We start from the raw sequence: 25339 nt of genomic DNA, 5'->3' as shown, positions 1-25339 counted from the left end.
AAACGCTCGACTGGGATACCCCAGCCGAGCGCTTGGCTAAGCTACTCGCGGCCTAAACACCACCACGAGTGTTGCGACGACTCCTAGAATCCGCCTAGGTCGGAGGGGGTTTCGCCTGTCGGTCTGACGCTGAGCCCACGTCCTTGCAACAGCGGTGCGAGCCGCTGCGGAAGTTGTCTATCCGGTGTGGACGTGAGCGCTGGGCGCGGCGTCGACCAGGTTGGTGACGGTGGCCCATTCGTCGAGTTCGGCGAGGCGTGCGGTGAGCGCGGTGCGCATACTGTCGGCGCCGGCGATGCCCAGGGCGAGGCGGCGGGGTGGGTTGTCATGGGCCACGGCTGTGCGGATGCCGGCGGCCACGCGATCGACGCCGGAGAACGCCGATGCCGGCAGTGCTTGGATCGCCTGCAGTAGGGCGCGCACCGTCTGGTCGTAGTCGGCGTGGGTTGCGGTAGCCGTGTCGAGGTTGGACAGGAAAGGCGTTGCGGTGAGGCCGGGCTCGACGAGAGTCGTGTGGATCCCGAGTGGCGCCACTTCGGCTGCGAGCGCGTCGGAGAGTCCTTCGACGGCATACTTGGTGGCTGCGAGCAGCCCGACGCCGGGATCTGCGGTCTGGCCGTAGTAGGACGAGCCCTGCAGGATGTGCCCGGACCGCTGGGCCCGCAGCACCGGCAGTGTCGCGCGCAGCACGTTGAGTACGCCGAAGACGTTGGTATCGAAGATTGCCCGTGCCTGCCCGTCGGCTGCTTCCTCGACCGCCCCGAAGAGTCCGTAGCCGGCAAGGTTGGCGACGATGTCGATGCGGCCGAAGCGAGCCACGCTCTGCTCGACCGCCTTCGCGACGGCTACCTCGTCGCGCACGTCTGCCTCGACCGCGAGCAGTCGGTCGTGTTCTCCCAGTGCACCAAGGGTTTCGGTGCGTCGTGCCACGGCGACCACAGCTTCTCCGGCCGCTAGCGCCTGAACTGCGAGCTCGCGTCCGATACCTGAGGAGGCGCCGGTGATGAACCAGATCGGCGGGGTGTTTCTTGCATTTGTCATGTTGCGAGCGTAAGCGATTAGCTCACAACATTTCAAGTGGTTTCAGTGCATGTGTTGTGATCAACCGGGTTAGCTGCTTGTCGTGTTGGTATCGTGGAGGAGTGGAGGCTACACAGGAGGCGCCGAAGTGGAGCGACGATGCCGCTGCTCTGGTGGTGCAGTTCGTCAACACCAGAGCCGACGGCGCGGGGCGCGTCGAGGTCTTCGGCACGGCTTCGGGATTCGCGGACTGGGCGATCGAGCAGGGCCTGCTCGACGCCGCCATCGTGGTGACCGACTCCGACGCGGCGGCGGCGCGTGAGCTTCGCGACGCACTGGTCACGGTGCTGCTGACACACGCGGGTGATCCAGATATCGGTGACGCCCGGGTCGCCGAGGCGGAACGGTATCTGCTGCAGGCCGGTGTTCGCTATCCGCTCACAACGGTCGTCACCGCGGAAACGGCGCGGCTCCTCGCCGGATCGGCCGGTGTCCCCGGCGCTTTGGGTGCTGTTCTCGCCGCGGTGACCGAGACGGCGCAGCGTGGCGACTGGATGCGGATCAAAGCATGCTGCAATCCACCGTGCCACTTCGGCTTCATCGATCGCACCCGCAACCGGGCGGCACGTTACTGCAGCCCCGGATGCGGATCGCAGGTGTCGATGCGCGCTCTTCGGCAGCGCCGCAAGCAAGCCGGCTCCTGAACCACCCTGTCCACCGGAACATCGACCGCTGCGGCACGGATCATCGCCGAACCGATTGGGTCGTGGCCGAGGAAGCCGGAACGGATTGCGCCGGTGGCGGGTTTGCCCTTCGGCGCGGTACGTAATGCGGGCGATGGTGTGGTCCAAATCCGATCCGGTGACCGCGGCGGTCTGATCCCGGCGTCCATGGATTGCGAGTATCGGCGCATCGAGTGGATTGTGTCTCCGGCGGTTCGGCGACCACCTTGCACGGCCGTTCGGCCTCGATTCGCGCGGCCGCTGCGGCGATCCACAGGTGCGTGCCACCACTGCCAGCTCCCCGGCCGCTGATCCGCCGAGTCTTGGGGCACGTCGCCGAACACCTCACGGTTACAACGAGTTTGGGGCGTCCGGATCGGGCGCCGACCGACACAGGCTTGATGCAAGAGATCGACGTGGCGGCGTTGAGGCGTGGCGGCGTCTGAGGACCAGTCTCGCCACCGCCCTGTCCTACGATCGGCGGCGACTACAGCGCAGCGCCCGTGGGAACCTCGGCCTGTGACCAGTCTTCGGGGTCCACCGCTGCGCCGAAGACCCGCTCCGCACAGCTCTTAGCCGCCAGCCATCGGCATCGCCCGGGCGCGCGCAGATGATCAATCGCTATCTCTCGGCCGTCGTTACCCGGGCTCGCGGCAATTCGTACAGCGCGCGATGAACCGGATGCTGGGCTCCTCTCCCGTCCTGAGCTGATCACCCACCGGGTAGGGCATGGCCGATCGCTCGCCTGGGCGACGACCTCGCCAAAAAGGCTGCGGTGACCGACGTCACACTCTTTATGCAACTTGTTGCACAAAGGGGTGGTGAGATCTAGGCTCTGATCGCAGCCTTCAGCCGTCCCGCGTCCGGCGGTGACGCTCTCCAACCTGCTTCCGTTCGACACTTATAGAGAGATTTCATGGACATCCAGTTCGATTTCACCGGCAAGACGGCCGTCATCTTCGGCGGCACCACCGGTATCAATTTCGGAATAGCCGAGGCCTTCGCTTCCCGCGGTGCGGCGGTCGCCGTGGTCAGCCGCAAACCCGCGAACGTCGAGGCCGCAGTCGAGAAGCTCAACGCCTACGGCGTGCCGGTCAGCGGCTTTGTCGCCGATGTGCGCGACATGCAAGCCGTACAGGACGTTTTCGTTACGATCCGCGACGAGTGGGGCGCGATCGATGTGCTGGTTTCGGGTGCAGCCGGAAACTTCCTCGCCGAGGCCTCCGCGCTGTCGTCGAACGGGTTCAAGGTGGTCGTCGATATCGACCTCAACGGCACCTTCCACGTGATGCGCGCCGGCCTGGACTTCCTCGCGCCCGGCGCCTCGGTCATCAACATCACCGCTCCCCAGGCGTGGATCCCGGTTCGCTACCAGGCCCATGTCTGCGCGGCCAAGGCCGGCGTCGACCAACTGACCCGGGTGCTGGCTTTGGAATGGGGGGCGAAAGGGATCCGGGTCAACGCAATCGCTCCGGGGCCGATCGCCGGCACGGAGGGGATTGCCCGGCTGACGCCCCACGACGACGACGGCACCGCCGTGACGACGGTTCCACTCGGCAGGCTGGGCACGAAGGACGATATCGCTGCGCTGGCGATGTTCTTGTCCTCCTCGGCCGCGCGCTATATCTCGGGAGCGATCATCCCGTGCGATGGCGGCGGTTCGGGAGAGAGCGTTCTGCAGATTCAGGAAGCGGGCCGCTTTCTGGCCGCATCTACCGCGTCTCGCTGAATCGTCCCTGCGCAACCATCTTCCGCCTCGAGCCTGCTCGGGTGGCAGTTTTGCGGTACCCAGTTGTGCTCCTCGACTCCAGGATTGACATGAAACGGCTCATCTTCGACACCGAACACAATGATTTTCGCGACCTCGTGCGCACGTTCCTCGCCAAGGAAGTTCTGCCGCATTATCCGCAGTGGGAAAAGGACGGCGTGGTTTCCCGCGAGGTGTGGCTCGCCGCGGGACGACATGGTTTGCTTGGCCTGTCGGCGCCGGAAGAATACGGCGGTGGCGGGACAACCGACTTTCGGTACAGCGCCATCATCGCGGAGGAACTGTCGTCGGCGGGCGTGCCAGGGCTTGCGCTGGGCCTGCACAATGACATGGTCGGCTCGTACCTCATCGGCCTGAGCACCGAAGAGCAGAAGCAGCGCTGGCTTCCCGGCTTCTGCAGCGGCGAGAAGATCGGCGCTATCGCCATGACCGAGCCCGGCGGTGGCTCCGACCTGCAGGGCATCAAAACTCACGCCGAAGACCGCGGCGATCACTGGATCCTCAACGGTTCCAAAACGTTCATCTCCAACGGATACCTCGCCGATCTGATCGTCGTCGTCGCGAGGACCACCCCCGATGGCGGTTCGCGGGGACTGTCCCTGCTCGTCGTCGAACGGGGCATGGAAGGGTTCGAACGGGGACGCAACCTCGACAAACTCGGCCAGAAGGCGCAAGACACCGCCGAGCTGTTCTTCAACGATGTCGTGGTGCCCAAGGAGAATCTGCTGGGCGAACTCCATGGGGCGTTCCTCCATCTGGTGACCAACCTGGCCACCGAGCGCCTGCACATCGCTGCGGCAGGAATCGCGGTGGCCGAGAATTTGCTCGACATCACCAAGGGCTACGTGAAGGAGCGTGAAGCTTTCGGGCGCCCGCTGGCCAAACTTCAGCACGTGCGCTTCGAGATTGCCGAGATGGCCACCGAATGCGCGGTCACTCGTGCATTCATCGACCGCTGCATCGTCGAGCATTCCGCAGGTCAGCTCGACGCGGTCCACGCTTCGATGGCCAAGTGGTGGGCGACCGAACTGCAGAAGCGTGTCGCCGATCGCTGCCTGCAGCTGCACGGCGGCTATGGATACATGAACGAATACCCGGTGGCCAAGGCCTTCGTCGACGGCCGTGTCCAGACCATTTACGGCGGAGCCACCGAGATCATGAAGGAGATCATCGGCCGCTCCCTGCTGGCCTGAGCTCTCACCCGTCGCGTCTACACGCGTCACAAACCTGGCGGCAACCAGCCGCCGGGACGGTTCACCGGTTCGAGTGGTCCTTGCACAAGCCCGCCGGACCGGTGAACTGGTCTACCCACAATTGAGACAACCATGACTGCAGACGATTTTTGCACGCCCTACCTCGCGATACTCGTCCGATTCATGTCCGGGAGCGTTCGGCGATGACGGGAACGTGGGATCCGCAGGTATGGAGATACACACGCGCGACCCGGCGATCACAGCTTGTTGAGCAAGCCGGGGAGATCTTCGTGGCCAACGGCTATCGGGCGACGAGCATGAGCGATCTCGCGCGAGGAAGCAACATAGCCAAGCCGACGCTGTATACCGAGTTCTCCGGAAAACTCGAGCTGTACCTGACGGTGCTGCAAGGTGCGATGGATGCGCTGGCAGAGACAGTCGACACTGCGCTGCACTCGGCAGAAGGCAGGCGTGAACGGATCGAGGCGCTGGTCACAGCCCTGTTCGAATTGACCGATACCGACAGCCGCGCGATTCTGGTAATCCGGCCAGACGACACGGGTGAGCCGTCCGTCGAACTCCGCATCCGTCGTATGTTGAGTACGTGTGCCGCCACAATCGGTCGGGCCATCGGGCCTGAGGGTTCCTCGGCCGCGGCACAGATGCTGGCAATGACTCTTCTCGCACTGGTGCCCAGGTGGGCTCAGGATTGGGTGAATGCGGGGCGGCCGATCTCCCGTGAAGAGGCGATCGAGACGGTCAACATGTTGTGCTGGAACGGCATAGGTGACGCTCTCCGGGCATGCACGGACACCGCGGGAGTCACTTCGATCAGACCCTCGCAGAGGCAGAGTGCTCCAGCATTCCGTCGATGACGGCGAGCGCTTCCTGGCACCACTGCACCCAGGTGCGTTCCAAGCCGATTCCTCCCTTCAGCACCAGATGCCTGAGGGCAGCGGCATCGTTGTCGATGGTGGCGAAGTCGCGGCCTTCGATGGCCTCGTACTCGGACTGGAGGCGTTCGTGCACCTCCAGGTGATGAGCGATCACGGCTCGCACACCGCTCAGGTCGCCGACGGCCGCTGCAGCGCGGACCCGCACAATCAGTGGCTCACGCAGGTGAACGGGCTCGTCGATCTCGCTCACCCAGGCACGCAGATTCGACCTGCCTGCGTCAGTGATAGCGAAACGCTTGGGTTGCCCGCGTTCGGCGCGCTCGGGCTGGGGAACTTCACAAATCAACTCGGCAGTGCTGAGGCGGTCCAACTCGCGGTAGATCTGCTGGTGCGAGGCCGCCCAGAAAGCCCCGTAAAGACGGTCGAAGCGCTTGGCCAGCTCGAAACCGCTCGCCTCCCGCTCGGCCAACGCAGTCAAAATTGCGAACCGTAGTGCCATGCAACGATGCTAGTCGGCGTCGATGGCCAGCTCGGCGCCCCGCTTGCCGGGGGCGGCGTGAGAGTCGGAGTTCAAGCTCGAGATGCCCACGCGATCGCCCTGCGATACGCGCGACTCGGTCGGCGACTTCTCGGAAGGTCCATGTTCGCGCACCGAAGACCGCCATCACTCCATCGGTCTGCTGCTGGACTGCGCGGTGCGGGCCCTGAGCGGATATATCGCCAAACCTCCAGAATGCCTTCGAAACCCGGGTTGTCGTGCTCTGCCATGGACTTCGGCGGTGCCTCGGTGGGGAGGACCGGTAGGCATGTCGACTCAGTAATGTGACCACGGACCCCAGGATTGTGCAACTGTTTGCATAATCGTGTTTGTGTGGCCTAGCGTGGGGTCACCCACGGTCACAGCGTGTGTAGCGCAGCGCTATCGCCCAGTGGCGGCACCGCCCCCCAGAAGTTTGTGGCGATGGGTGGCCGAACCGACCGTGGCCATCATCGGAGAGGACCCGATTTCGAATGAACAGCAACTCGCTTGTCGACGTACAGTCCCATGCGGCTGTGACGTCTATTCGCATCAACCGACCCGGGAACGCGAACAGTCTCGACACCGCCACCCGAACCGAGCTGGGTGCCGCACTGCAGGCCGCATCCACGGACCCTGGCGTGAGAGCGGTGGTGATCACCGGAACCGGGTCGGCATTCTGTGCCGGACAGGACCTGCGTGAACTGCAGCAGCCCGCAGAGGAAGAAAGGCCGCTGGGTGAGCTGGTGCGGGAAAACTACAATCCGCTCGTCCGGATGATCGCGACCATGCCCAAGCCTGTCATCGCCGCGGTCAACGGTACCGCCGCCGGCGCCGGACTGGCCCTGGCGCTGGCGGCGGATCTCCGCATCGCCACCGCTGCTGCGCGATTCACCACTGCCTTCGCCGGAATCGGGCTGTCCTGTGACACGGGAATGTCGTGGACCCTGCCACGCGCAGTGGGTAACGCGACGGCCTTGGACCTGCTGCTGCGGCCCCGGGTGGTCGATGCGAAAGAAGCCCTTGCGCTGGGCCTGGTCCATCAAGTGATCGCCGACGAGGAGTTCGCTGCTTCGGTCTCCTCGATCGCGACACTGATGTCGGCCGGCCCGACTCGGGCGTTCGCCTCCATCAAAGCGTCTGTCGCTTATGCCGCCACCGCGACATTCGAGGAAGCCCTGGACTTCGAAGCAGTGCAGATGACGCACACCGGTGCCACCCGTGACCACAAGAATGCCGTGAAGGCGTTCTTGTCCAAACAGATTCCCGACTTCCTCGGACACTGACAGACCGGCCGGGGGACAGCGTCAGTTCAGAGTTGGTCGTCGCCCTGCACCTGCCGCTGTTGCGCCGCCGAGGCCGATGAAAGTCCGGCTAACCACATTGCCGGCGCACCCGGACTTCCGCCTCGGAAAGTTGGGCATTGCGTCGTGGTGTCAGACGAGGAGTTTGTACAGGCGGACCAGCTCGGTTGCAGTGGCTTTGGCGTTGTCGCAGCCACCGCCGGTCGTGTTGACCCGGATCAACTCGATGTCGATGTCAGGACCGGTCATTCGCTCGAGTTTGGTTCGTCGTTTCGCATCGACACCGACCATCAGCTCACAGCTCGCCGAGTACCGGCCGGTCCCCGCCAGATACATGGCGGGGAAGCCGCCGATCTCGGTCAGCTCTCCACCAATGATCGTTTTTCCCAGGTGGGAGTCGGAGGCGCGCAAGAACGCGATCTGCTGCTGGGTGGACTCGTCGAAGCGATCGAGCCGAAACCAGCACCCCCAGGGATTGAGCCCTCCCGCATCGAGGTCGGGGCGGCCTTGGCCGAGCGTTTGCAGCACCTCGCACGCGTTGAGTCGCGCCAGCCGGGTGTCGATGTGTTCGTGGGCCGAACCAGCGCGCAATGGCCGTGTTCCCAGCCGCGGAATCGACGCGGTGGCGATGTCGATAGCCTCGGAACACAGGTCAGCCGGGGGCGCGAGCGGGGCGACGAACACCCGGACCGCGGCTCCTTGGTGACTATCGAACCGGAAATTGGCGCTGCAGAACTGGTCGGCTCTGGCGACCTGGATGGTTGTTCCGTTGACATCGACCGGTGTACCGAACCCCGGTTGGTGAATCGTTCCCATGTCGAATTCGACTTTGGCGATGCGCTTGGATCCAACTTCGGTGCCGAAGGAGGCGGTGCAGGAGTTGTATTCGCCGCCGGCGCCGATGTACGCAGGGCGCGCGATCCGGTCGAGGGCAGCCGGGTCGAGGTAGCCGCAGGGGTCGAGAGTCCGGAGGCTGTCCAGGTAGGCCAGCTTGGACGCGGTCGTCGGGCTGAGGAAGTCCGGATACTGCGGCGCGGCCGCGGGCTGAGGATCTGCGGGAGGCGGGGTCGCGCAACCGGCCAGGCCGATCACCATCAGTATCGCCATGGTGGCTATGCGGGCAAGCCTCATCGTTTCCCCCTCGAACTGGATCTCTGTCGAATCCGCCGCCTGGACGGCACCGGGCCAGTCTAGAAGCTGATCTTGATTTCGGCCGAAACCATCAGGGCTGCAATGACGCAGCTGCGGCCCTGCTGACAGCTACATGGCGGCGCAGGTCCAGCGGTGTTGGTCTCGCTTTCGTTCATGGCCGACATGTTCCCCTGCTGCGAGACGGTTCCGGCGAGTCCTTGTGCCCGACCACCCCGATCTGGCCGGGCAGTTCGGTCGCGCCGTCGAATTCGCCGCTGCCCGTGCGCCAGGCCGACGACGCCACATGACGGATCTACCAGCACCGGATCACCTGAGTGCAGTTGCAGTATCAGCGCAGTTCCTGGACGCCGAGGATCAGGAAGAATCTATAAACCTGCACCTGTCCGCCAGCCGCTACGTCGGCGTGCCCGTGCCCGTTCGCGTGGCCGACGCCATGGACGATCAGCTGCTCGAGTATTGGGTGGGTGATCGCGGCTCGCTCGTGGACGCCCACCTGACGATCAAACGGTCAAACGCAAGTTTCACCGCTGCGACCAAATGAGTTGTGGGTCACCGACATAACGTAACACCGCACAGAGAGGGATGGGTCTACTGCGCTGCGGTCATGGACGCGTTCAGCCGGCGGATCGTGGGCTGGTCCATCGACTCCACGCAGGACTCGACCCTGGTGGTCAACGCTCTTGACATGGCCATCCGCAACCGGAGTCCTGAGCCCGCCGCGATCGTGCACGCCGACCACGCACCCAGTCCACCTCCTGGGTCTTCGGTGAGAAGATCCGCTCCGCGGGCTTGGGTGCCCTCCGTTCGGCACTGTCGGCGACGGCCTGGACAACGCGATAATTGGAAAGTTTCTGGGGCTCAATGCAAATCGAGCTGCTGAACCGCCAGAAGTGGAAGACACCATCCGCGCTGTCAGCTGGCCACCGCGACTGGAACCCAACCGGTAGGCAGGTCACTCTCCGGATAAGCAGGGGAAACTCACACCGAGGTCGCACTGTCGGGGTGGACCGACGCGGACTGCCCCGCCGAGGACGTCTCCGCGCGCTACGGTGCCCAGGCCATGACAAGCCGCTGCACTACAACAACCAGGCCGGTGTCGTGTCGTTCACTCGCTGGAGGACATCCCGAGCTTCAGCCTGATCGCCGGCCACTGGGATTCTTCGCCCGAACACCGACCAGCCTGACCGGACCGCCGTCCCCCTGAATAGGCGGATCGCGGCCTGCACGAGCAGGGCACCTCATCCCCGGGCTGCGGCCGATTCCCGCAGCCCGGCTCACCGCCGTTGCGCCCCCAGCGTGGCGACGCTCGAGCGGTTCGGCATCGGCTCAGACGGAGAACTCGACCTGTCCGGACTCGCCGAGGTGGATGGCATCGACAGTGACGGTGGCGATGAACTGTCCGTGACCCGGCTGGAAGATGGACGACTTGGGGTCGCTCATCCAGGCGCCGGGACCGATGGCATGGACAACGCGGATGCCGGTTTCACTGGTGGTGAGATTCTTCCAGTGCAGGGTGACCTTCAGGCTGCAAGAGCCGACGCCAGTCATGTTGGTACTGACGGTGAACGCGGCCGAGTCCGGGTATCCCGGGCCATGCACCGACGAATCGACCACGGCGATACACGCGCCGTTGGTCAGCGAGTAGATCGTCTCGAATTCGCCGCCCGACGCGGCGGACGCGGGCGCCGCCGTCAGGGCGAGAAGGGTGGCCGACGCAAGGGCGCCGCCAGCGGAGAAAGCCGAAATTCTGGCCGAAATCATCGGAACCCCTGCCGAGTTGGGACGGACGTCAGATCAGGTCAACGATACCGTCGGCGTGACAACCTCGAGGCGAAGCGGCGCAGTCGGTCGCAGACTATGCCGAGCTCCTGTTGTCCCCGTAAGTCCAGGACGGTGACGTCGGCCGCTTCCCGGCCGGGGTCACTGGGCGTGGGCGAGGTTGGTCAGGGTGGCCACGCCCGCCATCGCGACAGCCACCCCATCGCCACGTAAGCGGCAGTCCCGCAGGATCTTCCAGGTCTTCCATCCGGGTGAAGGCATGTTCGACGCGGGCACGGACCTTGCGGTGGGACTTCTTGTGGTCCTGTTTCCAGCCCGGTAGCTCGACACCGGGTACCCGGCGGTGCGGGATGATCAGATCGGTGCCCTGGTAACCGCCGTCGGCGATCACCACCGCGTTGCGGCAGGTGTGGGCGGCACCGGACTCTTTCCCGGCCCGGCAGTGGTCGCGGTGTACCCCGCAACGGCCGCCCGAGCGCGACGACGAGTTCGGTGTCGGCGTCGATATCGACCTGGTGGTTGATGGAGTACCGGTAGTTCCACGGCCGTCAAATGGTCCGGATTGGCGTGCTGTTGACACGCGGCTACTGTCAAGGACGCAGCCATCCGCCTCCGCATCGGCGTCACCGACGTCATGGCCTCATACGGCTAGGATAGACGCAATTCACATTGTGCGCGTGAGCTCCGTCGGCTGCTCGAAAGCGCTTTTCGAGAACCTTCCGTCGCCGCGCACCCGGTGAATACTGTGTATTTCGCGACGGCATCTAGGAGCGCGTATGAGCGAGGCCACCCACCTGAATGTTTTGATCGTGGGCGCTGGACTGTCGGGAATAGATGCTGCTGTCCACGTCAGCCGTGCCTTTCCGGCGAAGAGCTATGCGGTGCTGGAACAGCGAGGAGAATTGGGCGGGACCTGGAGTCTGTTCCGATATCCGGGTATCAGGTCGGACTCCGACATGTACACCCTCGGTTTCGGATTCAGGCCGTGGGACGGGGAAAACGCCATCGTGGACGGCGCTGACATCCTGTGCTATCTGCGTGAGACGGCAGCGGAGTACGGCGTGGATCAGCGGATCCGATACCACCACCGAGCTACCAGATTCTCCTGGTCCACAGACGAGAAGTGCTGGACGGTGGCGATCGAACACGTCGATACCGGTGAAACGTCGACGCTCACCTGCGACTTTCTGTTCTCCACGAGTGGCTATTACGACTACGACCATGGCTACACACCCGACTGGCCGGGCCTGGACGCCTACCGCGGCACACTGGTCCATCCGCAACACTGGCCGAAGGATCTGGACTACACCGGTAAGCGGGTGGTCGTGATCGGTTCGGGCGCTACCGCGGTCACGCTCATCCCATCGATGGCCCGCGAGACTGCACACATCACCATGTTGCAGCGGACGCCCACCTATATCGTGAGCCAGCCTCGAAAGGATCCATTTGCCCAGGTGCTGAACAAGATCCTGCCCGGCAAGCTGGCTGCCAAGGTGATCCACGCACGCTATGCCGCCGTGACAATCGGTTTCTACGAGTTCTGTCGCCGTAGCCCCAAGACGGCCAGAGCCTTGTTGGAACGGTGGGCGAGGGTCCACCTACCTGACGGTTTCGACTACGCCAAACACTTGCGCCCACCGTATGATCCGTGGGATCAGCGGCTGTGTGTGGTGCCCGGAGCCGACTTGTTCAAAGCGATCCACAGCCACAAGGTCGACATCGTCACCGACATCATCGAGCGGTTCACCACGAATGGCGTCGCGCTCATTTCGGGCCGCGAGCTCGAGGCCGACATCGTAGTGACCGCCACCGGTCTCGAGGTGGTCCCGATGGGTAAGGCCGAGTTCTACGTCGACGGTGAGCGGATCGAACTGGGCAATACGTTCACCTACAAGGCGATGATGCTCAGCGATGTCCCGAACTTCGCCTTTGTCATCGGCTATTCCAATGCTTCCTGGACTCTGAAGGCGGATCTGGTCTGTGAGTACGTCACGCGATTGCTCGACTACATGGACCAGCACAACCTGAAGGTTGTCGTCCCGCGGCTGGCGGAGGGTCTCGAGCCGAAGCCGTTGCTCGACCTCACCTCGGGCTACCTGCAGCGCGCGGCAGGCAAACTACCCGTCGCCGGTGACCGCGACCCGTGGCGGTTGAAACACAACTGGTACTTCGACAAGAAGGCGCTGCGGCACAGCCGGATCGACGACGGTGTGGTGGCGTTCTCCGAATGAGGCCCGCGCCGACCGCGCGCCGCGGCTGACGGACAGGAGAATCCCCGCTGAACCCCGGGTATCGCACCTCTGCGGCTCACGTCTGGCGGCGGCGCGATGCGATGTAGGTGTGCGGGGACCCGCGGGTCCGACCTCGACGAGTGGCTGGAGCGACGTAAGCGCCAGCACCGAAACGGGTATCGGCACCACCTGGATACCGGGACCGGGTTCGGCGACGATGGACCGATGAGTGAAGTGGTCGACATGCGCTCGGTGCGCACCGAGCGCAGGGCGCAGCTCGGCGCGTTCCTGAAGTCGCGCCGGGCCAAGATCGCGCCAGGGGATGTCGGGCTGCCGCCGGGGCCGCGCAGGCGCACACCGGGTCTGCGGCGCGAGGAAGTCGCCCAACTTTCAGGCATAGGAGTCACCTGGTACACGTGGCTCGAGCAGGGCAGGCCGATCAATGCCAGTGTCCAGGTGCTCGATGCCGTCGCACGGACGCTGTGCCTTGACCCGGTCGAGAAGGCGCACCTCTACCGGCTCGCCGATGTGCCGTCCGTGCCGAGTTCGGTGATGCAGTCGGCGTTGCCGCCCGGTCTGCCGGTGATCCTCGATCAGCTCTCGCCGCTGCCGGCGGTGCTGCTCAGCGCGAAATACGATGTGCTGGCTCACAACGACGCCTATCGCGCGTTGTTTCCCCGCTGCGGCGACGGCGAGCAGAACATCCTGCGCCACGTGTTCCTGACCCCGGAGTGCTGCAACCCGTACCGGCACAACGTGCACGACCTGCGTCGCATGGTCGCCTACCTGCGCGGAGCCTACGTCAAGCACCTCGACCACCCGGAGTGGGTTGCCCTGGTCGAGGAGCTGTGCGGGGCGAGCGCGGAATTCGCCGATCTGTGGGCATGCAACGATGTCGCGGTCCCGGTGAACGTGGTCAAGGTGATCCAGCACCTGGCCGTCGGCACGCTCGCGATGCACATGACGAGTATGTCGCTGCCGGTGGTCGAGGGCGCCTGGATGCAGATCTTCACCCCGGTGGACGCGGCGGCGACGGAGACGATGTCGAGATTGCTCGCGATGACCGACGAAGAGCGGCTGGCGCCGGTGGATGAGCATGTCGCGCGCTCGCACGCGCTCGGCTGACCTGCGGCGACGGCCGACTTCCCGGGTCGCTTCAGTGCTGGAAACTCCACCACGCGCTTGCAATCCGCAATCTGCGAACCTCGGGTACTATCGCCGTCGGGGGAGCGCGAGATGTCCGATGGTCTGTTTAGTATGTCGCAGGCACCGGCAGCTTCGGCTGCCTCACCAACGCCATACACGACATCTCCAGGGGATGAAACTTGATCGACATGACACCGCACCCCACCCCCCGGAGCCGCTTCTCGCGGCGCTCCGGCATCACTTCGATCGTCGCGGTCGCCGCTGTCTGCGCCGCCCTCGTGACCGGTTGCTCCAAGGATGACGCCGCCACCACGACGGCGCCGCCGACCGGCCAGCTGCCCGATGGTGCGCAGCTCGTGAAGGAGTCGGCGAAGACCACGCAGACCCTGCGCACGGTGCACCTGAACATCAACGTGAAGAACCTGCCGAACCTGCCGGTGGAGACCGTCTCGGCGGACGTCACCAACGAGACCCAGGGCTCGGGCGCCGCGATGGGTGAGGCGAAGGTCAAGCTCACGCCGGAGTCCCAGTTCACCGAGGCGAAGTTCCTTGTGGTGGACAAGGTTCTCTACACCCAGACCGGCGGCCGCTACGTGCCGGCGGGCCCGGCCGAGAAGGTCTACGATCCGGGCGTCATCCTGGACAAGGACAAGGGCATCGCCAACGTGATCGCCAACGTCCAGAACGCCAAGGCGGAGGGCCGTGAGGTCATCGACGGCATCAACACCGTCAAGATCACCGGCACCATCGACGCCGCCGTGATCGACCCGATCGTGCCGCGCGTCGGTGAGAACGCGGGCACCATGCCGATCACCCTGTGGATCCAGGACACCGCCCCGCCTGCCTCCGACTCGACCAAGCCGTCGGACGCCGCGTCCACCGGTGATGGCCCGAATCTTGTTCGCGCCGTGGTGAAGAAGGATCAGGGCGAGGTCACCGTCGGCCTGTCCAACTGGGCCAAGCCGGTCAACATCGTCAAGCCCGCCGGCTGATCCGAGCCGGTTCAACCGGTTCAAACCCACACCGGTCCGGGGACCGCGGAACCTGGCACGCAGTGCCGTCCGCAGCCCCGGGCCGGTGTGTCGTCTGGGTGTCGCCTGCGGCAACTCGAGCTCCGAACGCACGCACGCACAACCAATAAGAGAATGTTCAGCGAGATGCAAGGCGCCACAAGGACTATACGTGTCGGGACGCTGGTCGGCAGGCAACACGCATCGCACGCCGATCGACACGGAGGAAGAACAAATGACGATCGATGATCGACCTGATGAAGAGGAGCGCGAGCTCCCGCCACCGCCCGGCCCTGGGGGTCGGCCTCCCGTCAACAACGTATGGGTTTATAACGGCAGAGCCTACGACCTGAGTGAGTGGATCTCCAAGCATCCAGGCGGTGAATTCTTCATCGGCCGCACGAAGAACCGTGACATCACCTCGATCATCGGTTCCTACCACCGTGATCCGGAAAAAATCGCGCGGATGATCGAGCGTTACAGCCTCGGTCGCGATGCCACTCCCGAAGACATCCACCCGAAGAACAACGCGCCCGACTTCCTGTTCAAGGAAGGCTTCAACAGCTGGGACGACACCCCGAAGTACAAGTTCGACAACAAGAACGACCTCCTGCACAAGGTCAAGGCCCGGATCAAGGAACCCGAGCTGGCGGCCCGGCTCAAGCGGATGGATCGCGCGTTCGACATCGTCGTGGCGGTGCTGATCTTCCTGTACTTCGCGGTGCAGGGCCTGCGCCTGTGGGACACCAGCTGGATGCCGTTGCCGGTCTTCGTGATCGCGATGGTGCTGCTGCGCAGCTCGCTGGCGGGCTTCGGCCACTACGCCATCCACCGGGCGCAGAAGGGGCTCAACAAGTACGCGGTGAACGCGTTCGACATGAACTATGTCGCACTGTCTTTCGTCACCGCCGACGGCCACGCGCTGCTGCACCACCCGCACACCCAGAGCGAAGTCGACATCAAGAAGAACGTCTTCACGATGATGATGCAGGTGCCGCGCCTGTACCGGGTGCCGGTGCACACGGTGCACAAGTTCGGACATCTGTTGACCGGCATGATCATTCGGCTGCTCGACGTCTGCCGGCTCACCCGCAAGGTGGGCATCAAGGACATGTACGGCACCTGGGGTGGGGCGCTGCCGCACTTCATCGGGTCCTTCGGCGTCCGGTTCCTGCTGGTGGCCGAGTTCGTCGTCTTCACCGTCGCGGGCGACTTCTGGGCCTGGGCACTGCAATTCGTGATCACGCTGTGGATCAGCACCTTCATGGTCGTGGCCAGCCACGACTTCGAGGTGCCGACCGAGGAACTGCACACCGAGACCGAGGACTGGGCGGTCAACCAGCTCGAGCAGGCCTACGACCTGACCGTGGTCGGCAACAAGTACGTCGACTGCTTCCTCTCCGCCGGTCTGAGCTCGCACCGGGTGCATCACGTACTTCCGTTCCAGCGCAGCGGTTTCGCCAATATCGCGTCCGAGGACGTGGTGCGCGAGGAGGCCGCGAAGTTCGGCGTGGAGTGGCTGCCCGCGAAGAGTTTCTTCGGAGATCGTTTCCCCAAGCTGTGCCGGACCTACCTGCTCGCGCCGTCGCGTGACGCCGAGGAGAACCGGTGGGGATTCGTGCGCGAACACTGCGCACCCACAGCGCTGAAGACCTGTGTGACCTACACGGTGCAGGGCTTCACCGGCATCGGAACCGTCTGACCCGCCTTCCGTTGCCACGTGTATCTGTTTCGAAAGGATTTGTGCCCGTGTCTGTTTCCCTTGACCTGCTCCGCACGGCCGACGTCGAGCGCGGGCACGACCTGCTACCGCCAGCCCCGCCGACCACGGTCGGTGTGATCGAAGCGGTCGCCACCGGTTCGCCCGAGCGCGTGGTCGACCAGTCCGTGAACGCCGGCAGGGTCGCCGAGCTGTTCTCCGATCCGGCTCAGCGCCAGCGCATTCCGCGGATCTACCAGAAGACCAGGATCGACACCCGCCACCTGGCGATCGACCCGCTCGACCCGGAGTTCCTCGAGTTCAGCCGCCGACCCGGCACCATCAGGGAGCGGATGAACCTGTTCTTCGAGCACGCGGTGCCGCTGGCTGTCGACGTCGCCCGCCGCGCCGTCGCCGGACTGGAGAACCCCGCGCAGGACATCGGCCAGCTGATCTTCGTGACCAGCACCGGCTTCATCGCCCCCGGCGTCGATGTCGCGGTCGTCAAGCAGCTCGGCCTGTCGCCCAAGGTCGGCCGCATGATCATCAACTTCATGGGGTGCGCCGCCGCGATGAACGGCATCAGGGCCGCCACCGACTACGTCCGGGCGAACCCGGACAAGAAGGCGATGGTGCTGTGCATCGAATTGAGCTCGGTGAACGCCGTGTTCGACGACGACGTCAACGATGTGATCACCCACAGCCTCTTCGGTGACGGCTGCGGCGCGGTGGTGATCGGCGCCAACCAGGTGCACCAGCCGCTTGCCCCGGGCAGCATCGTGATCCGCGACAGCTTCAGCCACCTGTTCGACGACGCGGAGGACGGCATCGTGCTCGGCATCAAGGACGCGGGCATCACCTGCGAGCTGGCGACCAGCCTGCCCGACTACATCTACCGCGGGGTGGATCCGGTGGTGACCGAGGTGCTCGCGCGCAACGGGCTGGACAAGAGCGCCATCGATCTGTGGGCGATCCACCCCGGTGGTCCCCGCATCATCGAGGAGTCGGCCCACTCGCTGGGCATCCCGGCCGAGGCGGCGGCGCCGAGCTGGGACGTACTCGCCGAGCACGGCAACATGCTGAGTGTCTCGCTGATCTTCGTGCTGGAGCGGATGATCCGCGACGCGCAGTCGGCGGCACCGATTTCCACCGGGGTGGCGTTCTCGTTCGCGCCCGGTGTCACCCTCGAAGGCATCGTGTTCGATGTCATCCGCAGCTGAGAGCACACGTCATGCATCTACTCCGTTTTCTCGCCGCGCTCTCGCCGGCCAGGATCGCTGCCGTGGTGGCCGCCGGCCTGATCTGCGGTGTGGCCAACACCTACCTGGTGACGCTGATCAACGCGGTCGTCTCGCCGAAGCCGCAGCCTGATCAGCTGTTGCTGCGGTTCGGGCTGACCGGCCTGGTGATCCTGGTCAGCGGTGTCGCCTCGCAGGTGCTGTTGATCCGGTTGTCGCAGGACGCGATCTACCGGCTGCGCAGCGACCTGAGTTCCGGTATCGTCTCCGCGCCGCTGGAACACCTGGAACGGCTCGGTATGCACCGCCTGATGGCGACGCTCACCGAGGATGTCCGTTCGCTGTCGCAGGCCGTGACCGCCATCCCGTCGATCTGCGTCGACGTGGCGACCATCATCGGCTGCTTCGTGTTCCTGTTCATCGTGTCGGGTCCGATCTTCGCGGTGACGGTGGCGGGCACGCTGGTCGGTATCGCGTGTGTCGAACTGGTGCTCAAGCGGGTGCGCGGGATCTACCGTGAGGCTCGCGAGAACGAGGACGCGCTGCTGCGTTCGTTCCAGGCCGTCACGCTCGGCATCAAGGAACTGAAGCTGCACCGCGGCCGCCGCCGGGACTTCATGGACCGGCATCTGCTCGGTTCGGCAGGCACGCTGCGCGATCAGAACACCGACGCGGGCTCGAAGTTCTCCTACGCGCAGGGCTTCGGTCAGGCGCTGCAGCTGGCGACGATGGCGCTGATCCTGTTCGTCGTCGCGGCGGCGCTGGATCTGCCGCGGGACACGATGGTCGGCTACGTGCTGGTCACCACGTTCCTGGCGATGCCGATGCAGAACTTCATGCACCGGATCCCGGATCTGCTGCGTGGTGATGTGGCGCTGGCCAAGATCCGGGCGATGAACCTGTCGATGGAGACCCTGCACAACGAGGAGCTCCTGCCGTACACCGAGCGTCCAGTGGCAGGGGAGGCCAAGCTGGAACTGACCAATGTCAGCTACGTGTACCGCTCCGAGGCTCCGTCGCCGGTTCCGCCGCCGCCCGGTTCGCACCCGGACGGGCCGCCCGCGCGTGGTGGGCATCCGCCGCGTCCCGGGATGCCGCCGCGGGCAGGCAACGGCCACCCCGGTCCCGGTGGGCCGCATCCGGCACACCCCGGTGCGCATCCAGGCGCCGCTCAGCTGGATGTGAACGGCAAGGCCTGGGTCGACCACGGCGGCAACGATGTTCGGCCGCTCGCGCCACCGCCTGGTCGCGACGAATCCGAGGACGCGGGCTTCCGGCTCGGTCCGATCGACCTGGTTTTCGAACCGGGGCAGATCACGTTCATCGTCGGCGGCAACGGCAGCGGCAAGTCGACGCTGGCCAAGCTCATCACCGGTCTGTATGTGCCACGCTCGGGGTCGTTGTCGCTCAACGGGGAGAGGATCGACCACGACAACATCGAGTGGTACCGGCAGAATTCGTCGGCGGTGTTCACCGATTTCCATCTGTTCGAGGACTACCTGGGCTTCGACCGTCCCGGTATCGACGGTGAAGTACAGCGCTACCTGGAGGAGTTGCAGATCGCGCACAAGGTGACCGTGCAGGACGGGCGGCTGTCGACCGTCGACCTGTCGCAGGGGCAGCGTAAGCGCCTTGCCCTGCTCACCGCCCTGCTCGAGGACCGCCAGATCTACGTCTTCGACGAATGGGCCGCCGACCAGGAGCCCCGCTTCCGCGAGGTCTTCTACCGCGAGATCCTCACCGACCTGAAGCGGCGAGGCAAGACGGTCATCGTGATCACCCACGACGACCGGTACTTCGACTGCGCCGACCAGCTGGTGAAGCTCGACTTCGGTCTGGTCGCCGTGTAGTTCACACACCACGAACGCCGGTTCGGTCCGTCAGGGCCGGGCCGGCGTTCGCCGTATCGGCGGTTCGGGCGCTCTCGTGATCTTGGTACAGTCCTGGGGCCGTGGTGTTCGGGAAACCGGTGTGGAACCGGTGCGGCCCTCGCCACTGTGATCGGGAGTGACGGATCGACCCGGATGATGTCATCCGGAACCACTGGGGTGCTCGCGCCCTGGGAAGGTAGATCCGCCGCGCACAATCCCGTCAGCCAGGAGACCGGCCACGGCTACTCAGTACCCATTCCACGAGGACCTGGAAGGCCGTCACCTTGACCCACTCTGTTTTCGCGCGCCTACGTACCGGCGCGCTGATCGCGTGCGCGATCGTTGTCACCGGTTGTGGTGTGCAGCCCGGCCCCGAGACGGGCGGCGGGAACGCCGTGACCCGCGCGAACTGCGGGATCGACATCACCGTCGCGGCACCGCCCCAGCGGATCTACGCGGCCTACCAGCCGTCGATCGAGATCGCGCATGCGCTCGGCGTCACCGATCGGCTCGTGGGGACGGCATTCCTGGATTCCGCGGTACTGCCCGAATACCAGGACGCGCAGGCGAAGTCGACCTTCGTCGAAAAGCTGCCGAGTCGTGACGAACTGCTCGCTCAGAATCCTGATTTCGTCCTGTCCGGGTACAACGGCGTATTCGCCAAGTCCGCGCACAACAGCGTGGGGACCCGCGCGAGCATGCACGATCTCGGTGTGCGGACCTGGGTGGTGAGTCCCCTGTGCCCGAGCGCGGACGGGCTCGCGGACGAGGCGATCGACCCGAAGACCGTGCGTTTCGACAACGTGTACGCGGATCTGCGGGACCTGGGTGCGCTGTGGGGCGTCGCCGATCGCGCCGAAGAGGTTGTCACGCAGCTGAGCTCGCGGATCGCCGCGGTCCGCGCGAAGGTGGGTGACACGGCGCGACCGCGGGTCGCGGTCGTCACGCCCAAGGACGACGGCTCCTATACCGTCGCGGGCGGGATCGACTTCATCACCCAGATCATCGATGCCGCGGGCGGGGTGAACGCCTTCGCCGACCTCACCGAACGTCGCAATGTCGCGATCGGCGCCGAGGAGCTCATCGCCCGCGACCCCGACATCATCCTGACCAGCCAGTGCTGCAAGGCGACCTACACGCGTGCCGACGCGCAGCCGCAGGTCGGCAAGATTGCCGGTAACCCCGCGTTCGCCAATCTGGCCGCCGTCCGCAAGGGCGCGGTCCATCCGTTCCTGTTCGCCGATCGGGCCGCCGGGGTGCGGATCGCGCACGCGACCGAACTGGTTGCCCAGCTGATCCACCCCGATCTGTTCGGGCGGTGACTCGCACCGCTCGCGGCACCGGCCTGATCCTGGTCGGTGCCGCGCTCGCCGCTGTCTGCGTCGGGTCCATCCTGGTCGGTTCACATCCGCTCACGCTCGACCAGGCGGTCACGGCGTTCACGGACTTCCGCGGCACCGACACCGACCGGATCGTGCGCTACCTCAGGCTGCCGCGAACCGCCGCGGGTCTGCTCGCGGGAGTGGCCCTCGCGCTGGCCGGAGCGGTCATGCAGGGTCTGACCCGCAATCCGCTCGCCGGTCCGGGGCTGCTCGGCGTGAACTCCGGCGCCTCGCTGGCCATCGTGATCGCCATGGGCGCACTGGGTGTGACCTCGCCGACCGGGTTCGTCTGGTTCGCCTTCCTCGGCGCGGCCGTCGCGGCCGCCTTCGTCTACCTGGTGGGGTCGTTGGGATTCGGTGGCGCGACACCGGTGAAACTGGCGCTGTCGGGTGCGGCGTTCACCGCGCTGTGCGGATCGATCACCACCGCGATCACGCTGCTGGACCGGACCACCTTCGACAACTTCCGGTTCTGGGTGGTCGGGTCGCTGACGCGGGCCGATGTCGAATCCGTCTGGGGGATAGCGCCGTTCATCGCCATCGGTGCCGTCCTTGCGCTCGTGGTGGCGCGTCCGCTCAACGCCATTGCGATCGGTGACGATATGGCACGCACGCTCGGCACGCGGCTCGTCGTGGTGCGCGCCGCCGGTGCGTCGAGTGTTGTGCTGCTAGCTGGTTCGGCGGTGGCGATCGCCGGGCCGATCGCGTTCATAGGCCTCGTCATCCCGCATATCGCCCGCGCCTTCGCCGGCCAGGACTACCGGTGGATTCTGCTGTGGTGCGCCGTACTCGGCCCCGCCCTGCTGCTGCTCGCCGACATTCTCGGGCGTGTCGTCGCCGCGCAGGAAATCCAGGTCGGCATCATCACGGCCTTCGCCGGATCGCCGTTCTTCCTCTACCTCGTGCGCAATCGGAAGGTGGCGACCCTGTGACGATCACCGAAGCCGGCGTCCTGCCCAGCGGCACCATCCTGGTGCGATCACCGGGGCGGCGCTGTGTCGTTCGGGTGCATCGGCGATCGGTGGCGCTGACCGCGCTGATCACGACGGCCGCGCTGGCGGTGGCGGCATGGTCGCTCACCATCGGCTACTACCCGCTCACCGTCGGCGATGTGCTACGGGTGCTCGGTGGTGGCGGCACCCTCATCGAATACGACGTGGTCGTCTCCGATCGGCTGCCGCGCGTGCTCACCGGGCTGTGCACGGGCGCGGCCTTCGCCGTCTCCGGTGCGATCCTGCAACGGATCGCGACGAATCCACTGGTCAGCCCGGAGATCATCGGCATCAACACGGGCGCCTCGCTGGGGGCGCTGGTCGTGAGCGTGCTGCTCGGTGGCTCCGGTCTCGGACTGGTCGGCGGCGCGCTGGCCGGAGCATTCGTCGCCATGGCCCTGATCGTTGCGGTGGCGACCAGGGACGGTCTCGACGGATATCGCCTCGTCCTGGTCGGGATCGGGGTGACGGCCATGCTGTCGTCGGCGATCGCGTTCATCCTGACCAGAGCCAATGTCTATCAGGCGCATACGGCCGCCATGTGGCTGACGGGCAGTCTCGCCAATCGCGACTGGATGCACGTCTGGTTCGCCGCCGCGGCGCTGGCAACGGTCGTCCCGCCGCTGATCGTCCTCTCCCGCTCCCTGTCGGTGCTCGAATTGGGTGATGAACTCGCGAATTCGCTGGCCGGGCGGCGCGGCCCGCACCGCACGACATTGATCGCCCTGGCCGCGCTGGCGGCGACGCTGGCCACCGCCGCGGCCGGACCGCTCGCCTTCGTCGCGCTGGTGGCACCTCAGATCGTGCGCAGGCTGCTCGCCGAACGCGGCGCAGGGCTCGCGCCTGCCGCGGCGACCGGCGCATTGCTGGTGGTCGCCGCCGACCTGGCCGCCCGCCGGCTGTTCCCCGCCGAACTGCCCGCGGGCGTCGTGACCGCCATCCTCGGCGCGCCGGTCCTCGTCTATCTCCTCGCTCGTGCAACCCGAATCGGACACGCTGGATGACCGCACATCTCACCACCCAGGACCTCGCTCTCGCCTACAGCGACACCGCGATCGTCACCGACGCCACCGTCGACTTTCCCGCCGGACAGCTCACCGTCATCGTCGGTCGCAACGGGTGCGGGAAATCGACACTGCTGCGCGGCCTCGCGCGCCTGATTCCACCGACCGCGGGCGCGGTCTTGCTGGACGGCGCCGATATCGAACGTCAGCCGGCGCGGACGTTGGCGCGCCGGCTCGGCATGCTGCCGCAGCAGCCGGTGGCCCCGGACGGGATCACGGTCGGCGAACTCGTCGGCCGCGGTCGCCATCCGCATCAACGCTGGTTCCGGCAGTGGTCCGCCGACGACGAGTCGGCGGTGCGGACAGCGCTGGCGGCCACCGATACTCTCGACCTGATCGACCGCACGATCGATCAGCTGTCCGGTGGTCAGAAGCAGCGGGTGTGGATCGCGCTGGCGATCGCGCAGGACCCGGAGGTCATGCTGCTCGACGAACCGACCACCTTCCTCGACCTCGCGCACCAGCTGGATGTGCTCGACGTGCTGCGGAACCTGTTGCCGCGCACCATCATCGCGGTGCTGCACGACCTGAATCTGGCCGCGCGCTACGCCGACCACCTCGTCGCCATGAAGGGTGGCCGGGTGGTCGCGCAGGGCTCGCCCGCGCAGATCGTGCGCGCCGACCTGATGGCCGAGGTCTTCGACCTGGAGTGCACGGTGATCGATGACCCGAACACGGGCACACCGCTGGTGGTTCCGGCCGGGCGGGCGGTGCGCACGGTATGACCCGCCGCTACGTCCTCGTCGCCCGGCCCACCCCGTCCGGTGTCGACCTCGCCGCCGTCGAAGCACTGGCGCGGGCCTGCGGGATCGGCTACGCCCTGCTCGACCAGGGGGAGCCGACGATCCACACCGTCCTCGACGACGCGGCCCTGCGCGAATCGCCGGTCACCTTGATCCCCCTGGCCGTGCCGCGCGACCGCTACCTGGAGACGTGGATCGCTCGTGCCGTGGCGAACTGGAAGGAGGACCGCGGCCGGGAACTGGATGTGCGCATCACCGAGGGTATCGACACCGCTACCGGATTCGCCGACGTGGTGCGGTCCAGAATGCGCGAGGAAGGCACAGCGGTCACCGCGAGTCCGCGCGCGTTCCGCAGCCCTGCCTGGTCGCAGATTCCCGAGCACAGCACGCACATCCTGGTCTGCCGCGGCCCCCGCTGCACCGTCTACGGCGCGGGCGAAGTGCACCGTGCCCTGCGCCGCGACAACCCCGACGCCCTGGTCACCCCGACCGGCTGCCTGAACCCGTGCAACCTGGGACCGCTCTACATCACCTATCCGGACGGGCAATGGCACACCCACGCACTGGAACCCGCGGCCGACGGCAACGCGGGCGCATAGGTCAGGCGCTCTCGCGCTGGGCCGCGATCAGCTGTGCCATCGGTGGGCGGTCGGTGAGGCTGACCTCGGACGGCGTTCGCTGCCAGCCGGTTTCGCCCGGCTGGAACTGCACGAGCCCGATTCCGGAGTCGCGGATGCCGAGCCGGTCGAGCAGGGTCGCCACGACCTGTCTGCTCATCACCGCGAGCTCGTGGGTCGGCCTGCTGCGGTGCACCCTGGTGCCGAGGTCGACCTGGGCGATCGCCGAGAGTCCGTGCCGCTGCCAGCAATCGATGAGGATCCCGATCTCCGCGCCGAAGCCGCTGGCGACGGAGATGTCACCGAGAAACGTTCGGGTGGCGGCGTATTCGCCGCCCAGCGGCTGCACGATCTCGGCCAGGGCGGGTGCGAGGGCGGTGAGCAGCGGGCGAGCAACCAACTGCGTCACCCGTCCGCCGCCGTCGGCGTCCACGCCCGCCGCGCTCGCCAGCGGCCGCCGGTAGTACCCCTTCACCAGCGCCAGGCCGGGATCGTCGAGCAGCGGCGCGAGCAGGGCGGGCACGAACGACGGATCCGGCTCGACGAGATCGGCGTCGAGGAAGACGATCAGATCACCCGTGCACACCGCCAGCGAGCGCCACAGCACCTCACCTTTCCCCGGCCTCGGGACTACGGCGGGCAGCGCCTCCTCCCTCGTGTAGACCGTGGCGCCCGCCGCCCGCGCCCGGGCGATGGTGCGATCGGCCGAGCCGGCGTCGAGGACCAGTAGTTCGTCGACCAGCCCGCCGAGCCAGGGCCGCGCGGCGGCGATCACCCCGGCGACGGTGTCCTCGTCGTCGAGTGCGGGCACCACCACCGAGACCCGGCGACCCAGCTTGCGGTCGATCAGTTCACGGACGTCCATGCAGACCAGTGAACGACAGACGGCCGCGCACCGCCACTGTTCCCCGCGATTCCTGTGATCGAAGCCAACGAGCCCCGGGCTCACTGGTGCGGATGCCGGGCCGATCGTGCTCCGCGCGGGTACCGTTGGC

Annotated in this window: 22 protein-coding genes, 2 pseudogenes and 1 riboswitch; of the genes and pseudogenes, 17 read left to right on the top strand and 7 right to left on the bottom strand. The window is 66.0% G+C overall.

All coding sequences use genetic code 11. The features are described 5' to 3' along the window. Positions 1–177 precede the first annotated feature (177 nt). Entirely contained in the window at positions 178–1041 is an 864-nt protein-coding gene (locus ACWF82_RS06570; RefSeq protein ID WP_452498638.1) for an SDR family NAD(P)-dependent oxidoreductase, read from the bottom strand. Between the two features lie 101 nt (positions 1042–1142). Here ACWF82_RS06570 and ACWF82_RS06565 point away from each other — a divergent pair, with 101 nt between their 5' ends. The 4 genes from ACWF82_RS06565 (at position 1143) to ACWF82_RS06550 (ending at position 5578) form a co-directional block, all read left to right on the top strand. Continuing rightward, positions 1143–1724, top strand: a complete 582-nt coding sequence (locus ACWF82_RS06565) for a CGNR zinc finger domain-containing protein (RefSeq protein WP_452498636.1) — start codon at positions 1143–1145, stop codon at positions 1722–1724. A 934-nt stretch (positions 1725–2658) separates the two neighbouring features. Then, on the top strand, positions 2659–3471 hold the full coding sequence (locus tag ACWF82_RS06560; protein WP_452498634.1) for an SDR family oxidoreductase: 813 nt from the start codon (positions 2659–2661) through the stop codon (positions 3469–3471). A gap of 89 nt (positions 3472–3560) precedes the next feature. Further along, positions 3561–4703, top strand: a complete 1143-nt coding sequence (locus tag ACWF82_RS06555) for an acyl-CoA dehydrogenase family protein (protein WP_452498633.1) — start codon at positions 3561–3563, stop codon at positions 4701–4703. A gap of 203 nt (positions 4704–4906) precedes the next feature. Next, positions 4907–5578, top strand: a complete 672-nt coding sequence (locus ACWF82_RS06550; RefSeq protein WP_452498631.1) for a TetR/AcrR family transcriptional regulator — start codon at positions 4907–4909, stop codon at positions 5576–5578. On the opposite strand, the gene ACWF82_RS06545 is transcribed toward ACWF82_RS06550, so the two are convergent. After that, entirely contained in the window at positions 5535–6098 is a 564-nt protein-coding gene (locus tag ACWF82_RS06545; protein WP_452498629.1) for a PadR family transcriptional regulator, read from the bottom strand. The two genes, ACWF82_RS06550 and ACWF82_RS06545, sit on opposite strands and share 44 nt — an antisense overlap. A gap of 512 nt (positions 6099–6610) precedes the next feature. On the opposite strand from ACWF82_RS06545, the gene ACWF82_RS06540 reads away from it, so the two are divergent. Next, on the top strand, positions 6611–7402 hold the full coding sequence (locus ACWF82_RS06540) for an enoyl-CoA hydratase-related protein (RefSeq protein WP_452498627.1): 792 nt from the start codon (positions 6611–6613) through the stop codon (positions 7400–7402). 150 nt (positions 7403–7552) lie between these two features. Here the strand turns inward: ACWF82_RS06540 and ACWF82_RS06535 are convergent, their stop codons facing one another. Both ACWF82_RS06535 and ACWF82_RS06530 read right to left on the bottom strand, forming a co-directional pair. Further along, complete coding sequence (locus ACWF82_RS06535) at positions 7553–8551, bottom strand: hypothetical protein (RefSeq protein WP_452498625.1); 999 nt, start codon at positions 8549–8551, stop codon at positions 7553–7555. Positions 8552–8900: 349 nt separating this feature from the next. Continuing rightward, positions 8901–9065, bottom strand: a complete 165-nt coding sequence (locus ACWF82_RS06530) for a hypothetical protein (protein WP_452498624.1) — start codon at positions 9063–9065, stop codon at positions 8901–8903. A gap of 11 nt (positions 9066–9076) precedes the next feature. Here ACWF82_RS06530 and ACWF82_RS06525 point away from each other — a divergent pair. After that, a pseudogene (locus ACWF82_RS06525) lies at positions 9077–9472 on the top strand (transposase); the annotation flags it as partial. Positions 9473–9898: 426 nt separating this feature from the next. Here ACWF82_RS06525 and ACWF82_RS06520 read toward each other — a convergent pair. Together ACWF82_RS06520 and ACWF82_RS06515 are read right to left on the bottom strand one after the other, a co-directional pair. Beyond that, on the bottom strand, positions 9899–10333 hold the full coding sequence (locus ACWF82_RS06520; protein ID WP_452498622.1) for a hypothetical protein: 435 nt from the start codon (positions 10331–10333) through the stop codon (positions 9899–9901). Between the two features lie 159 nt (positions 10334–10492). Then, a pseudogene (locus tag ACWF82_RS06515) lies at positions 10493–10899 on the bottom strand (transposase); the annotation flags it as partial. 228 nt (positions 10900–11127) lie between these two features. Between ACWF82_RS06515 and ACWF82_RS06510 the strand changes: the two are divergent. The 11 genes from ACWF82_RS06510 (at position 11128) to ACWF82_RS06460 (ending at position 24326) form a co-directional block, all read left to right on the top strand. Further along, positions 11128–12582: a flavin-containing monooxygenase gene (locus ACWF82_RS06510; protein WP_452498620.1), complete on the top strand. Its 1455-nt coding sequence runs from the start codon at positions 11128–11130 to the stop codon at positions 12580–12582. A gap of 225 nt (positions 12583–12807) precedes the next feature. Further along, positions 12808–13707, top strand: coding sequence for a helix-turn-helix transcriptional regulator (locus ACWF82_RS06505; RefSeq protein ID WP_452498618.1), 900 nt, complete (start codon positions 12808–12810; stop codon positions 13705–13707). Between the two features lie 209 nt (positions 13708–13916). Continuing rightward, on the top strand, positions 13917–14720 hold the full coding sequence (locus ACWF82_RS06500; protein WP_452498615.1) for an LppX_LprAFG lipoprotein: 804 nt from the start codon (positions 13917–13919) through the stop codon (positions 14718–14720). A 253-nt stretch (positions 14721–14973) separates the two neighbouring features. Next, positions 14974–16440 carry a cytochrome b5 domain-containing protein gene (locus ACWF82_RS06495; RefSeq protein ID WP_452498652.1) on the top strand — a complete coding sequence of 489 codons (1467 nt, stop codon included), beginning with the start codon at positions 14974–14976 and terminating at the stop codon, positions 16438–16440. Between the two features lie 47 nt (positions 16441–16487). Beyond that, positions 16488–17657: a type III polyketide synthase gene (locus ACWF82_RS06490; RefSeq protein ID WP_452498613.1), complete on the top strand. Its 1170-nt coding sequence runs from the start codon at positions 16488–16490 to the stop codon at positions 17655–17657. An 11-nt stretch (positions 17658–17668) separates the two neighbouring features. After that, positions 17669–19525, top strand: a complete 1857-nt coding sequence (locus ACWF82_RS06485) for an ATP-binding cassette domain-containing protein (RefSeq protein ID WP_452498611.1) — start codon at positions 17669–17671, stop codon at positions 19523–19525. Positions 19526–19610: 85 nt separating this feature from the next. Beyond that, a riboswitch (cobalamin riboswitch) is annotated at positions 19611–19801 on the top strand. A gap of 29 nt (positions 19802–19830) precedes the next feature. Continuing rightward, positions 19831–20868 carry an ABC transporter substrate-binding protein gene (locus ACWF82_RS06480; RefSeq protein WP_452498609.1) on the top strand — a complete coding sequence of 346 codons (1038 nt, stop codon included), beginning with the start codon at positions 19831–19833 and terminating at the stop codon, positions 20866–20868. Further along, positions 20865–21860 (top strand): FecCD family ABC transporter permease, encoded by a 996-nt coding sequence (locus ACWF82_RS06475; RefSeq protein WP_452498607.1) that lies wholly within the window; start codon positions 20865–20867, stop codon positions 21858–21860. Before ACWF82_RS06480 ends, ACWF82_RS06475 begins: the two co-directional genes overlap by 4 nt. Then, positions 21857–22924 carry a FecCD family ABC transporter permease gene (locus tag ACWF82_RS06470; RefSeq protein WP_452498605.1) on the top strand — a complete coding sequence of 356 codons (1068 nt, stop codon included), beginning with the start codon at positions 21857–21859 and terminating at the stop codon, positions 22922–22924. Before ACWF82_RS06475 ends, ACWF82_RS06470 begins: the two co-directional genes overlap by 4 nt. Continuing rightward, entirely contained in the window at positions 22921–23709 is a 789-nt protein-coding gene (locus ACWF82_RS06465; RefSeq protein ID WP_452498603.1) for an ABC transporter ATP-binding protein, read from the top strand. The genes ACWF82_RS06470 and ACWF82_RS06465 overlap by 4 nt, the downstream gene beginning before the upstream one ends. Continuing rightward, complete coding sequence (locus ACWF82_RS06460) at positions 23706–24326, top strand: (2Fe-2S) ferredoxin domain-containing protein (protein WP_452498601.1); 621 nt, start codon at positions 23706–23708, stop codon at positions 24324–24326. The genes ACWF82_RS06465 and ACWF82_RS06460 overlap by 4 nt, the downstream gene beginning before the upstream one ends. Position 24327: 1 nt before the next feature. On the opposite strand, the gene ACWF82_RS06455 is transcribed toward ACWF82_RS06460, so the two are convergent. Next, positions 24328–25209 carry a glucosyl-3-phosphoglycerate synthase gene (locus ACWF82_RS06455; protein WP_452498599.1) on the bottom strand — a complete coding sequence of 294 codons (882 nt, stop codon included), beginning with the start codon at positions 25207–25209 and terminating at the stop codon, positions 24328–24330. Positions 25210–25339: the final 130 nt, after the last annotated feature.

Source organism: Nocardia sp. NPDC055053, assembly GCF_053608285.1.
This window is presented reverse-complemented; position numbering and strand designations above follow the sequence as displayed.

What these genes read in the sequence shown, in the direction of transcription:
- ACWF82_RS06570 (WP_452498638.1), bottom strand. Translation starts at nt 1,041, where the DNA reads ATGACAAATGCAAGAAACACCCCGCCGATCTGGTTCATCACCGGCGCC.
- ACWF82_RS06560 (WP_452498634.1), top strand. Translation starts at nt 2,659, where the DNA reads ATGGACATCCAGTTCGATTTCACCGGCAAGACGGCCGTCATCTTCGGC.
- ACWF82_RS06555 (WP_452498633.1), top strand. Translation starts at nt 3,561, where the DNA reads ATGAAACGGCTCATCTTCGACACCGAACACAATGATTTTCGCGACCTC.
- ACWF82_RS06550 (WP_452498631.1), top strand. Translation starts at nt 4,907, where the DNA reads ATGACGGGAACGTGGGATCCGCAGGTATGGAGATACACACGCGCGACC.
- ACWF82_RS06545 (WP_452498629.1), bottom strand. Translation starts at nt 6,098, where the DNA reads ATGGCACTACGGTTCGCAATTTTGACTGCGTTGGCCGAGCGGGAGGCG.
- ACWF82_RS06540 (WP_452498627.1), top strand. Translation starts at nt 6,611, where the DNA reads ATGAACAGCAACTCGCTTGTCGACGTACAGTCCCATGCGGCTGTGACG.
- ACWF82_RS06535 (WP_452498625.1), bottom strand. Translation starts at nt 8,551, where the DNA reads ATGAGGCTTGCCCGCATAGCCACCATGGCGATACTGATGGTGATCGGC.
- ACWF82_RS06520 (WP_452498622.1), bottom strand. Translation starts at nt 10,333, where the DNA reads ATGATTTCGGCCAGAATTTCGGCTTTCTCCGCTGGCGGCGCCCTTGCG.
- ACWF82_RS06510 (WP_452498620.1), top strand. Translation starts at nt 11,128, where the DNA reads ATGAGCGAGGCCACCCACCTGAATGTTTTGATCGTGGGCGCTGGACTG.
- ACWF82_RS06505 (WP_452498618.1), top strand. Translation starts at nt 12,808, where the DNA reads ATGAGTGAAGTGGTCGACATGCGCTCGGTGCGCACCGAGCGCAGGGCG.
- ACWF82_RS06500 (WP_452498615.1), top strand. Translation starts at nt 13,917, where the DNA reads ATGACACCGCACCCCACCCCCCGGAGCCGCTTCTCGCGGCGCTCCGGC.
- ACWF82_RS06495 (WP_452498652.1), top strand. Translation starts at nt 14,974, where the DNA reads ATGACGATCGATGATCGACCTGATGAAGAGGAGCGCGAGCTCCCGCCA.
- ACWF82_RS06485 (WP_452498611.1), top strand. Translation starts at nt 17,669, where the DNA reads ATGCATCTACTCCGTTTTCTCGCCGCGCTCTCGCCGGCCAGGATCGCT.
- ACWF82_RS06465 (WP_452498603.1), top strand. Translation starts at nt 22,921, where the DNA reads ATGACCGCACATCTCACCACCCAGGACCTCGCTCTCGCCTACAGCGAC.
- ACWF82_RS06460 (WP_452498601.1), top strand. Translation starts at nt 23,706, where the DNA reads ATGACCCGCCGCTACGTCCTCGTCGCCCGGCCCACCCCGTCCGGTGTC.
- ACWF82_RS06455 (WP_452498599.1), bottom strand. Translation starts at nt 25,209, where the DNA reads ATGGACGTCCGTGAACTGATCGACCGCAAGCTGGGTCGCCGGGTCTCG.